This window comes from Olivibacter domesticus (assembly GCF_900109575.1).
GTDB classification, from domain to species: Bacteria; Bacteroidota; Bacteroidia; order Sphingobacteriales; family Sphingobacteriaceae; genus Olivibacter; species Olivibacter domesticus.
This window is the reverse complement of the sequence record NZ_FOAF01000009.1, coordinates 35,263-47,780: the sequence shown is the minus strand read 5'-3', so window position 1 is coordinate 47,780 and position 12,518 is coordinate 35,263. Positions and strand designations below refer to the sequence as shown.

Here is a 12,518-nt window from a genome sequence, read left to right as displayed (position 1 = left end):
AACAATCTTGAATCTACTAACATCTATTATTAATGATGAGTTAATCATTTATAGTTGCCTACACTATGCCGATTAAAATACCATCAATAGAAATTGAAATTATACGAGATCATATAAGAAACTATTTTGCATCCAAAACGAAAGCCGTAATTCATATCCAAAACGTTAATTAGCGCTCATGTATATTAAGAAAATTATAAATAATACAACATTGATTTTTACTGTCTTATTATTGACTTTTACCAGTGGTAGTTTTGCAAAAGATTCTACAGCGGTCAAATTGGTGGAAGAAGAAATTTCAATCCAAACTGATAATGGAGAACTATTTGGTACGCTAACACTTCCTGTAAAAAGCAAGAAATCAGCGCTTGCTATCATCATCGCCGGTTCCGGACCGGTTGATCGAGACGGTAACCTGCCTAACATGAAAAATAATTGTCTCAAAATGTTAGCGCACAGCCTAGCTGATAATAATATTTCATCTATTAGGTACGATAAAAGAGGAATAGGAAAGAGCAAAGGAGCCGGTTTGATAGAAGACTCTCTTACCTTCAATGTTTATATTGAAGATGTAAAGAGCTGGATAAACAAATTCGATAAAGACAAAAGGTTTTTTGAAATAATTATTATTGGTCATAGCGAGGGTTCATTAATCGGTATGGTAGCTGCCAAACAGCATGTAGATAAGTTTATATCAATAGCGGGGCTTGGTTCACCTGTGCAAGAGATCTTAAAAATTCAGTTAAAAAACTTGCCCGATGAGCTGCGAGCTCAAAGCACTGTTATCTTAGACAGCTTAAGCCAAGGTTTAAGAGTAAAGCAGGTCTCACCAATGTTGTTTTCAATATTTCGTCCGTCCATCCAAAGATACATGTCGTCCTGGATGAAATTAGACCCCTCAAAAGAAATAAAGGATCTCTCTATACCTGCTTTAATCGTTAATGGCACATCAGATATGCAGGTAGATTCAAGTAATGCAGAAAAATTACATAACGCACTACCAGACTCAAAAATGCTCATCATTCAACATATGAACCATGTAATGAAGGAGATTGATTCGCCAGAAAAAAACTTGCCATCTTACAATGATCCCGAGAAACCGCTAGCTCCTCATTTAATCGAAACTATTGTTGATTTCATCACAAGTAAATAATTATCAGGCTGTGTTTAAAGTTTGTTTATGATTCATCATGTAAGAACAGATGTTTATATTCCACACATTTTCAAAAAAGAATCATAAGAAAGGGAAGAGCGTTGTTTGATAGTTATTGAAAGATATTGAGAGAATAAAGAAAAATGAGGATTTTATTTTTATTTATATTGCTACCAATCTTTTGCCTAAAAACAAATGCTGTTGAGCTACAGAACACAGATGAACTTGAAAAATTATTCAAGCGCTACGCAGATAGCACACTGATATTTCGCGGCACAATTCTTTTGGCCGATGCACCGGAAAATCTTTTTATTATGAGTAAGAAGGGAGATACTGTTAATCTTTTTACCTACCATTATTACCAAGGTGATATACCACGATATCCAGAATTGCCGGATTCTTTGGCTGCGTATATAACGAAGGAGAAATATACACAAGATGGTATCAGGATCGATCCATTTTTTGAGGTCTCAGAAATCACTCAAGAACAAAGTAAAAAATTATGGAACGCCTTGATGAAACAAGAACCATGGCAATTAGAAGACGATGCCGTATACGGTTCAGGCTGTCCTGTAACACCAAAAGTTAGTACAGATACGAAGGGTAACACGGTTGAAGAATACAAGGGTAGAAACATTGGATCTCATAGTTATTTCGTTACACTTATAACCAAAGAAGACACGAAGCAGTTGAGTTATTATGCACCAGAAGATTTGGAGAAGGTCTGCCCTCCAAAAGATGGGAGAAAGCGTGTCATCAAAATAAAAGAGTTAATACTTAAATATTTTAGTAAAAACTCGGTATTCTGGAAGATATCTGGCGACCCTAATTAATTATGATCGAGGTCAGATAACGTATCCATTATTTGATTCCTGCTATCGACAAAAAATATTTTATTCATCAAAGGCTCCATCTGACCACTAAACCGCCGAAGGTAGCATGAATGCCTTTAGAAGCATGCAGTAATGAATAAACAAAAAAATAAATAGATGAAAAAACTTATTACTTCAGCAATACTACAAGATTTATACCGCTATTATTACCATAATTTATCATACTTCGCTTTGGTCACCAATGGCAAACCGAAATTACATAGTTATAAGTTGAAGGGAATTCTTCTATTGTTCATAGCTGTCATGTTGGGAACGCTTGTCTCTTCGTTTTTTTTGAAAGAAGTGTTTGTCATATCATTTTTTCTGGTAGGATTTATAGGTTTTTCCGTGTCCATGTTATGGTTTGATAGATACGAGAAAAGAAGTCTAAAAAAGAATAATCCACAATTTATTGAAAAAGGGGATACAATTAATCAAATGGCTATTTATGAACATAGAATTGCAGAACTTAAAAATTACTTTATCAAGAACGACCTTTTTGAAGAAAGAAGTATGGATAAAGCTATTAAGGGATTGGAAAAGGAGAGAGGCGAGGCACAACGGCGTATTATATTCAAGTTAGCCATAGGCGCTGGAATATTAAGCCTGACCTGGGAAGATATTAGAAATATGCTCTTGATGCCTTTTCATATGGTGCCGGAGCAATATGAGCCTTTCGTAGTTCTTCCGTTGGTGTTGATAAGCGCTATGGTTCTCTATGCCATTGTAAGTCCAATGAATGAAATGAAAGTAGGAAGATGGCCGCTACATGAACAGCTACTTGGAATCCTGAAAGATATGAGAGAGCAGATGGGTTCTAATTAATTTAAGGATATCTACCTCTATACAGGTAGATGATGTGAGCATTATTCATCGTGAAAATGGCTCATCATGCCTAATTCAGTTACCGAAGTCGGCTGTATCCATACTATCCAGGGCTTAGAGGTAGATTATATAGGTGTGATAGTAGGCGATGATTTAGTCTAAAGGGATGGACTGGTAAAGGTATGTCCACCCAAAAGATCGAAAGACGATTATTCCATTCATGGATGGCGAAAACTTAGAAAAGAACAGCCAGATTATGCCAAGTCACTCTTAAGAGCAATCATCAAGAATACTTATAGAGCTTCAATGACGAGAGCAATAAAAGGCTGTTATGTCTATTTTACCGATAAAGAAACCGAAGCATATTTTAAGAGTAGGATAAACAGTAGTAGCATTTAGATAATGGAACTTCAAGAATATGCCCCTTTAAGTAAACTGTCTTATACTGAAAAAATCAGAGGGATCATTATTTTGTCCTTGCTACTTTTAACAGCGATTATTTTAACCATTTATGAAAATAAATTGTTTGTGATTTTTGCAGTTCTAATTTTTAATTTATGGCTTGGTACATTTTTAAGCTTCTTTGAACGAAAATATTCCTTGGCAAGAAACCTGTTAAGAATCCATTTCAAAGGTTTGAAATGGACAAATGATAAAACTGATAAATTATTCCCCTGGGTGGCCTCAATAAGCTGTTATGCAGCAATATTCATGGCGAGTCTGCTAGTTGTTGTGGTGTTAAATTGGATTATACATTTACAGGATGCCGCTCGATATTTTCTCGTTTTTTCTTTGTTTCCTATATTGTTAGAGGTTTACGGCAAATATGCCGTTGAGCGTTATTATAAAATAGTAGGGTATGATAAAGATACGGATGAACTAAAGAAAGGCATACTCTGTTTCCTTATATACAGACGAGTGTTTATTATCTATTTTATTTACTTTTTACTTCTATTTACAAAGCACTTTTCATATTTAAACAATAATGTTTGGTCTTTTAAAGAAGCGTTTTCAGAAATTATAGATCCCGCTTTTCTTGTCTTTTTTGCATTCAGCCAAGCTATTTCCTTTTATAAAAGAAAAACGAAATCTTTACTTACGCGCACCACTTAAAAGTACGAACATCCATTCCATTTTCTTATTCATCTACCTAATAAACCTATTCATGTAATAAATTTTGGAACGTCCCTTATTGTTGTGAAATTACTGCAAATATTAATACATGGAATGATAACAACGTAACCTATTTCAGTTTCTATGAATGTGTACCTCAATTACCTGCTGACAGAATTCTGTGGTTAAACCTAAATTAGAATTGCAAAGCTGTATTATAGATCATAGGTTGCGCTACGGGAAACCATAAACGACTGAATTTGCGATAACTTACATTTGTTCTGCTACACGCAAATGGCATACTTTAGAGATAAAACATTTAGAATATGTAACAAAGACTAAGAGACGAAAGGGAATTTAGCAAAAAGTAAAAGTATTACAGGCACACAATTACACATATTTAATCTGTATGGTAAAACTATATCAGTTTTTTGCATATAGAAATGTGGATTAATCCACTAATGTTGAAAATTATTTACACAGATTTTAAACTTTAAGCTAGACCTTTGTTTTTGTAATCAATTAATACCTAACGTAATCCGTTGCTTTTAGGAATTGCCTTTGCTGCATGATTTAGATTTTGTAACAGGAGTGATAACAAAAAATTATCAACCCGAGTTGGCAATCCTTGCAACATATAATAAGAAATAGTGATTACATTCGTGTATAAGACAAAAGAGTAATGAAAAAAGATAAAAAATAGGTTTGATATATGAGTTAAAGCTCAGGAGCTCTGACCTTCCTGAGCCTTAGTAAATATATCATTCGCGCTTAGGGTAAATTAAGGCAGAATGAATGAGATTTATCTCATTTTTATAACGTGCGAAGTTAGCAAATGTTGCTAAAGGCGCAAGTAAAAATCTCACATTCTCTCTTTCTCATTTCCGAAGTGCCGTTGGTGCCATCCATACTAAGTTCTGGCAAGTCTATGCTTTAGGGCATGGCAATAATTAATAGCTATATATGGCAACAAATGGAACACCAGGCGATAATCGTCGGCAAGGGGCAGTCAAGGACCGCTCCCAAGCGTTCAACCCCAGAACGGAACAGTGGGTAAAAAGAGATGCTTCTACAGGCAAGTTTATGGATGTTAAAGAAGATGGTACTCCTTTTAAGGGAGTAAGGAAGGAGAGTAAGTGATGGGAAAGAAGCAAAAAAATATCAATACCATAATCAGTCATTTTGAATTAGATAAAAATGGCTTTACACAAAGCAATGTCGATTTTTTTAACGTAAATTTAGATAAAGATAATCTTGCCTTCGTAGACTATAATAGGATTATAAAATATTCAGCGGATCCTCTTTGTCAATCAATGGCAGATAATTTCAGAAGCTTCCTTTTTAATCTTTTCAATTATGCGGCAAAAAGAGATACAAAGTCAGGTCTTAAGATTTTAGAAGGTATAAAGGAATGTAATGATACACGACTGGGATACTCGAAAAACAATTCAAAAGGCGTGTCTATAGGAAGTGTTATGAAGCCAATGTTTTTGCAGGCACTTTCTTTTTTGAAAACGGCCTATATCAATGATCAAATTTCCAGTAATACTCTTCGCTATGGCATAGATGGAATAAGCTATGATAGAATTTCAGACATTTCGGTAAGTGTAGAAACTCAATTTTTAGCTCAATACACTGTTGATCAATGTAAGCAACATAATATATTATGTGAAAGCAAGCGACGATTTCTTGTATATAGCGTTAAAGATAAAAGTTGGCATCCAGAAGTTTTTCAGTTACCAGAATATAAAGGAAAAACGATAATTTTTATTCCCAAAAAACTTATTTCATCAAAAGCTAAAGCGGTTTGCACCTTTGCACAATTTATGTCTTATGGATTTAAAAATTATATTAAGTACAGTGATGATATTCAGCACTTGAAACGGGCGGATGGTAAAATTTACTATAAAGATTACAAAGAATATCTTAAGAAGAATAGTATATCTAGAAAGAGAGTCGCAAGAGGGTTAATTGAGTCCGAAAAAGACATAATCTTCCAATTCGAAAAGGTAAGGTTCTCTGATATTGAGGATTTATCTACACAAGACCTTGTGGCAATAACTAATCGAGAATAAATTATCTGTATCAACAATATTGTGGAATCCCCAGAAGCGTTGGAAGCTGCTATTGGAGAAAAATTGGAGAAAAACATGAAGAAGGTTATACCGCCAGAGTGATGGCGGGTTTTTGCTAGCCATGGACCAAGATACTCACCGAAAGCAGCGAGCTGATAGACGATGTACAAATAGGTGATTATAAAAGACCTTGGAACGCACAGGAAGGACTAACAGGAATGCGCAAAAGAATTCCAAAATCTCAATATTGGGCTTATGACGATGGCGGGATTGATCAGGTAGGATGCGTGTACACTGCATAGGGCTTCGAATTTGATTATGCGGGTGTTATTTTCGGTATCGATTTAAAATATAACCCAGATACAGCAGAGTGGGGGGATTCTGATTGTTCTATGATGGACAAGTGAAAGGGCGTAAGAACTTTTTGCAGTTAGTAAAAACACCTATATAGTTTTGCTAGGACGAGGGCTGAAAGCTTGTTATGCTTGTCTTCATGGATAAGGATACAGAAAGACATTTTAGGAATAGGATAAAGAAATAGGAGTTAATATAAGGTTATATACGTGATAAGGAATGAATATGCATCCCCTGCAACATTTTAAAAAGGTTAATATAGTCAGATGTTCTAAATATTTCTGCAATAATAGTTGATGTTTTATTAGGAATATTGAGATTTTCTCCAAATACGACAAAATAAAATATTTATCTTGTGAATCACAATTGAACCTATGAAAATAGAATCTTTGATAACAAAATCTGGGCAGACAATAGAATTAGGAAAGATATCTGTTTTCGTTGGTCCAAATAATTCCGGTAAATCGCAAACACTACGGGATATTTTAAATATTATGGAACAAGGAATGGATTATGTTCCAGTTTTGTTTGATCAAGTAAATTTTGAGATGCCAAAAACGTCGACTGAAGCTTTTGACGGTATTAATCATTTCGATAGCGTTACATCGATTGGCGATATCGTATCTCGCGAAATTGTGGCGGACTTATTAACAAGAATGGATCTTTCATTTTCTAAGGAAGGCGTTGAGCATAGTTTCGTCAATAATGATATCGTATCTTTAATGCTAGGTAATTTGGCTAAATACAAAGTTGCTTACTTGAACTCAAAAACCAGACTTCAGCTTGTTGAGGAAACAAAAGGGTTTAATCCCCATGAAGACGACCCTGGAAATATATTACAGCGTTTGCTAAAAGATAAGGAATCTGAGATTTTGTTGAATTCTGCTTTTAAAAAGGCGTTTGATATGGAAATAAGGCTTGATTATAGTTCTTTTGTAACATTATGTTTAAAAGTGGCTAACGTTATGCCTGAAATTCCAGAAGACCCACGAAAAGCTTATCCAATCACTAAGGGGCTTAATAACATTGATGCGCAGGGTGATGGGTTTAAAAGTTTCGCCGGCATTATTTTAGGTCTGCTACTTACTAAAAACAGAATTATTCTGTTGGATGAACCAGAAGCTTTTTTACATCCAGCACAAGCACGCTTTTTAGGTCAATGGATATCTAAAAATCTTGATAAATTCAGTGGTCAAATTTTAATTTCGACGCATAATGCCAATTTTTTGAGTGGGGTTGTATCAGGCGACAGGTCGGTGGACATCTTCAGATTGAATAGACATGGCAATGATACGCAGTTTAACAAAGTACCTCCTGAAGCAACTAATCAATTGTCGAAACACCCATTATTATCTAGTCAACGTGTTATGGAAGCAATTTTTCATCGTGGTGTGATTGTCTGTGAAGCGGATGCGGATCGTGCGATTTACCATGGTGTAGCTTCGATTGAAATGGGTAATCAGGAGATTCTTTTTGTTCACGCACACAATAAACAAACGCTTAAAGATGTCGTTGATTTAATGGTAAAGGCAAAAATTCCTGTTGCAGCCATCGCAGATATAGATCTGCTAAATACTGAAGATGATTTTGACAACATTATTCAATCTTTTACAGGTAAAAAAATGGAATCTCCATTGAGGAATTTAAGGAATAAAATAGCATCATCTGTAAATGCTACTTCAGATGCTGAAATTTTGGTACGTATAAAAGAGAGCACATTGGAATTTGGAGAACAACTAAAAGAGGGCATGCATACTCTAGCTGGGGCAAAAGGTGCTTTAAATCGGCTAAAGCGCGGGACTACACAATGGTCTGATGCTAAGGAACGAGGTGTTATTGGATTTGATCCAGCGATACAAGACGATGTTCGAGAACTACTTGAAATTTGTAATGGCATTGGATTATTTATTGTGCCTGTTGGAGAACTTGAGGGTTGGATTAATTTAGAGGCTAGAAAAAATCGCTGGGTGGTTCCTGCTCTGCATCAAATTTATGCTGGTGAGTCACCGGAAAATTTAAAAGAATTTGTCGATCAGATTTTAAAATTTTTAGATACTGATAAAGACTTAGCGGGTGAAGTGGCTACCCGTATGAATAAATCAGTATCTTCGGACGTGAGCGATGAGCGGTCAACTGAAAAGGCTGCTGGGGAGAATTAAGGTTAACCATTTAAAGTTTCAGTTAATTTAGATGGTTGTAGAAACCTATAATACCAATCTGTAGACATTCGAAGCATTTTGCTTCGACTTGAAGAGATTTCCTACTTTCATCAAGATTGTTAGCTGTCATTATTGACCAAAAGGTTTGCTGAGGCTCTGCTTCTTCAATACGCAAAGCCCATAATTTTCTTCCAGCTCCCTGTTGTTTTCAATGATCAGCCCTATCTCTTTCTCGACTTTAGGCTCTCAGGAGATTGAAAAGTGGGTCTCCATCAAATCCTACGTTTTAAAAAGAACAGGCGTGGCAGCATTCTAACCCGAACGATTCTAATGATATTTCGTCAAATTGCTTGTCAAGAAAATTCCACTTCCATCTCAAATATTCAAGAACTAGACTGATAATCTCGTTAATGACTTCAATAGCCTGTTTAAATTTGCTTCTTATTTTTTCAAGACCATAGTTTTCTACGAATAACGGTGAAAAAATTTCAGAAAAAACATTTCGGATCTCTTCGTCAGTTTTCTTGTCTAGAAATCTAAATTTTGACATTGTTCGAGTATTTTTGCATGTGAATTCATTGTGAAATTTTTGCTTAAGAAAGTCGATCCGGTTTTTAAAATAGCGAAGGTCAAAATGCTTTTTTACTTCAATGTTTTTACTATTCGGCTTTTCAATGACCAGAATATTCGAGCCTTCTGCAATGGGCTGTATACAGTACTTTTTCGGATATTTAGAGTTGAAAGCAGATATTATTGCGTCGTTGCCTATTGACTTTGCTTTAAATTTTTCTGCAAAACGATTTTTACTAAACCAAATTCTATATTCGTCTATGGCCGAATCGCCCAGACTTCTAATTTCACGAGGTATATAAAAGTCGACATAGTCCTTTCGAAGCAATTGGCAATCCAGGGACATATGATATTTAGTCTTACCTCCTTTGTTAAATACCCATTCTTTTGAATCTTCTTCTTTAGGAACAATTACAAAATATTCCACTGCAAACTTTTTCTCATCTTCCAATATTAACTTATACTTAAACAGATATTCAATGTCCCTTTTATTTAAAATATAGTAAAGTTCGTTATCATCATAAATATGCCATATAAAACTGTTCAAGGAGGTGTCGAAATCAATATCCACCTTTTGACACAATTTGCTGTACGAATATTGTGTTAGATATGCCATAGCTTAGTTTTGTAAACTTCAATTTTTTGAAACCTCAACAATTACCATAGGTCTTCTCAAAACAATCTAGCGACTTTTACCCCTCTAGCGTTGCTATCCTCTTCCAAGTCAGTCTCTCCATAAACCTCTCCAAAAAACGCATCTGCCTTATGCTGATCTTCTGGAAAGTTATATACCTCTTCGATTTTGCCATTTCGATTTTCCACAGCAGGCAGGATATATTGTGAGGTTAGTTTCGCCTTCGATGTCGCTCCAGTTACGGTGGCAGTCGAATCGCTTACACCCATTACGATGGGAGATGCTTGGAAAGTAGCCTTGTTCAATTGGTCGAAGTATTCCACGACCTCTAGAATACCGTGTTTGGTTCCACTTAGCGGATGTCTTCCAGGTATATGCCACTTGATATCTTCTGCTAAAATAGTATCTAGTTTGTCTACTTCATTGATAGCATAGATGCGGAAGAACTCGTGTATTAATGCTAGGTTCGGATGATTTGTGTCCATATAATCAGGTTTATATGTTAGCTGTTTTCGTTAATCGGTTTGTATTCCTTTTTTCTCGTATCCGATCCGTTTTCTGTTCGGCTGGGTTGATGATATATTCTTTTTCTCAGCCAATTCATCGAGATATTGGATATTATAATTTCCATATTCCTATCGTGATTATCAGTGTGCAGCTAACCTTGTTAATTTCAAGACAGATGTCTGTGTATCCATAAGCTTTTAATACACTTTTGTAAATATCCGTATCATGCGGATATTTACAAAAGTGGTAAGACCACTATTCGGAATTCCGGAAGCATTGCCGCACATTGTTAAGCGAACGGGCATGGGGTTGTATTGTATCGCCCCAACTTAATGTTCCATTTTGGAATAGCAAGTTTCTAAACTCGTCATTATTAATAGTAGACGTTGAATTTGTGTTTTTCCAAACCATCTCGTTTCTGAAACAAAACGCAAGACTAATTATTCTTGGCATAATCAATTAAGACCTTAGTTTTAGATACTAGTTTAACATCTTGCTTATCAGCTTTATCAAAACTGGAATTTTCAATAATATCAGTACACTTTTTAAATGCTTTTAATGCTTTAATATCATCATTTAATATTTCTAATAATTTTTGGCAATAATTGTCCATTTTTTTACTATTGAATGGAGGAAGTGCCTCATTGCTGAATAATAGTCGGAATAGCATTAGTATATGAAATCGCACTTTTTTGAATGATGAATCGATGTTGTTTTTTCTGAAGAATGTTTCAAGTTTGTAGTAGGCGTATGCACTAGTATAGTATGGGGAAAAAGTATGATCGTTGTTGAAAATCTGCATCTTACCCTCGTTTAATTTTTTTACAATAGCGCCAAAATAACTTGTGACATTGTGAGGTTCGTCTAAAAACATAGCGGCATAGGCCTTTATTTGATATGGCACTGTTATTATTTTCGATTTTAAAACATTGTTGTCTGTATTGTATTGTTTCGACCGTCTCTCGTAATAAATTTTTGAATCACCCGCATAAGAATTATAGTATTGCTCAAGATTTCGTTGAAATTGAGTTAAAGATGCTAATTGTTCCTTTTTAATCGGTGTTTGATTATTTGTAGCTAAAGTAATTCTAGTCTTTACTTCTTCATCAGTAGTTGCTATAAGTTTTACCGGTATAGAAACTTTCTCGATATTTTCTCCATTTCGATTATTATATAGTACATTACTGGTTTGGCATCCATTGACAATTTGATAATCAATTATTGTGAATTGATCACCTGTGGGAGAGATGGTGCTTGCTACAATCGTTATACCGTTATTTAACACACTGAATATTTCGGAATCAATGCTGTTCAACGTTGATGCTATGCCTCCGTTAACATCATTATTATCTCCTTGGAAATCTCTAACGTTATCTTCGAATACGTTTAGTATTTTACCTTCTTCATCGGCTACTATCTTTAGGAACTCTTTGAAGGGTAATAGTCCAATATAGGCCTGTGATACTCCGTTGATTTTTGGGATCGTAATTCTATTTGTAAAGGTGATAGATGTTGAACTAGATTCTTTTGTCTTACGATATGCTGCGGACAGATCCCTTGCTCCGTAAAGCATAAAAGTTACTTTGTCAAAAAGATTTGTTTGCTCAAGATTCTCTATTGCATTGTCTCTTACAGCTTTCAAATTTGGGTCATCAGTCCATTTACCGGTAGTTACGAAGTAAAGTTTTATATTCGGATTTTCTCTTAAATAGGGAGCTTTGGAAAATATATAGTTTGAAACTTCTGCAAATCGTTTTATATCTTCATTTCTTACAAGCCGAGGCTGTATCGAGAAGAAATCTTGTATTCCGAATATGAATGTGTTTATTTCTGCACTTTCAAATTTAGAAGATGTTTTTGACTGTATAAATATATAATCGACCTCAAGAAAATTATTCTTCTCAAGAAGGTCATCGATTTCCTCTGTACTTTCTATTAGTTGACCGTTAACAATTATAGCGATTCCATCGATACCTGTATCATTGCCATCGCCAACAGCAATTGAATCGACGTCGAACGTTTTGTTGTATTCATTAGAAACGACAGTATAGTTAACGAGTTTTTCGAAATCTTTAGCTTCTCCGGATGATTGTATTTCTAGCGTTTTTAAAAGTTCGTTCATTAGGCTTTCGGTGATTCTATCCATGTTTTTTTCTTTTTTGATGTATATATAATCGTAATTTGTTCTAGTAATAGATTGGTATATTTAACTGCTTTTTAACTAATTAATTCAATCGTTGAAATGAGGTTTAACGG

Annotated in this window: 11 protein-coding genes and 1 pseudogene; 9 read left to right on the top strand and 3 right to left on the bottom strand. The window is 35.0% G+C overall.

Going from position 1 to position 12,518, the window contains the following annotated elements; all coding sequences use genetic code 11:
- Window positions 1-178: 178 nt before the first annotated feature.
- The 9 genes and pseudogenes from BMY50_RS22660 (at window position 179) to BMY50_RS22625 (ending at window position 8,551) form a co-directional block, all read left to right on the top strand.
- Window positions 179-1,153, top strand: a complete 975-nt coding sequence (locus BMY50_RS22660) for an alpha/beta hydrolase (RefSeq protein WP_093329491.1) — start codon at window positions 179-181, stop codon at window positions 1,151-1,153.
- Between the two features lie 143 nt (window positions 1,154-1,296).
- Window positions 1,297-1,986 carry a hypothetical protein gene (locus BMY50_RS22655; protein ID WP_093329489.1) on the top strand — a complete coding sequence of 230 codons (690 nt, stop codon included), beginning with the start codon at window positions 1,297-1,299 and terminating at the stop codon, window positions 1,984-1,986.
- A gap of 156 nt (window positions 1,987-2,142) precedes the next feature.
- Window positions 2,143-2,850: a hypothetical protein gene (locus BMY50_RS22650; RefSeq protein ID WP_093329487.1), complete on the top strand. Its 708-nt coding sequence runs from the start codon at window positions 2,143-2,145 to the stop codon at window positions 2,848-2,850.
- Between the two features lie 66 nt (window positions 2,851-2,916).
- Window positions 2,917-3,249 (top strand): annotated as a pseudogene (locus BMY50_RS22645) (DNA/RNA helicase domain-containing protein).
- Between the two features lie 3 nt (window positions 3,250-3,252).
- Window positions 3,253-3,963, top strand: coding sequence for a hypothetical protein (locus BMY50_RS22640; RefSeq protein ID WP_093329485.1), 711 nt, complete (start codon window positions 3,253-3,255; stop codon window positions 3,961-3,963).
- Between the two features lie 963 nt (window positions 3,964-4,926).
- Window positions 4,927-5,103: a hypothetical protein gene (locus BMY50_RS28360; protein WP_093329483.1), complete on the top strand. Its 177-nt coding sequence runs from the start codon at window positions 4,927-4,929 to the stop codon at window positions 5,101-5,103.
- A complete protein-coding gene (locus BMY50_RS22630) occupies window positions 5,103-6,038 on the top strand; it encodes a hypothetical protein (RefSeq protein WP_093329481.1) in 936 nt (311 codons plus the stop codon). Before BMY50_RS28360 ends, BMY50_RS22630 begins: the two co-directional genes overlap by 1 nt.
- A gap of 131 nt (window positions 6,039-6,169) precedes the next feature.
- The gene (locus BMY50_RS28760; protein ID WP_139202326.1) at window positions 6,170-6,340 is read left to right on the top strand and encodes a DNA/RNA helicase domain-containing protein; all 171 of its coding nucleotides are present in this window, start codon (window positions 6,170-6,172) and stop codon (window positions 6,338-6,340) included.
- 426 nt (window positions 6,341-6,766) lie between these two features.
- On the top strand, window positions 6,767-8,551 hold the full coding sequence (locus BMY50_RS22625; protein WP_093329479.1) for an ATP-dependent nuclease: 1,785 nt from the start codon (window positions 6,767-6,769) through the stop codon (window positions 8,549-8,551).
- A 286-nt stretch (window positions 8,552-8,837) separates the two neighbouring features.
- Here the strand turns inward: BMY50_RS22625 and BMY50_RS22620 are convergent, their stop codons facing one another.
- The 3 genes from BMY50_RS22620 to BMY50_RS22610 form a co-directional block, all read right to left on the bottom strand.
- Complete coding sequence (locus tag BMY50_RS22620) at window positions 8,838-9,737, bottom strand: hypothetical protein (RefSeq protein ID WP_093329477.1); 900 nt, start codon at window positions 9,735-9,737, stop codon at window positions 8,838-8,840.
- A gap of 56 nt (window positions 9,738-9,793) precedes the next feature.
- Entirely contained in the window at window positions 9,794-10,240 is a 447-nt protein-coding gene (locus BMY50_RS22615) for a nuclear transport factor 2 family protein (protein ID WP_093329475.1), read from the bottom strand.
- 458 nt (window positions 10,241-10,698) lie between these two features.
- A complete protein-coding gene (locus BMY50_RS22610) occupies window positions 10,699-12,408 on the bottom strand; it encodes an AIPR family protein (protein ID WP_093329473.1) in 1,710 nt (569 codons plus the stop codon).
- Window positions 12,409-12,518 lie beyond the last annotated feature (110 nt).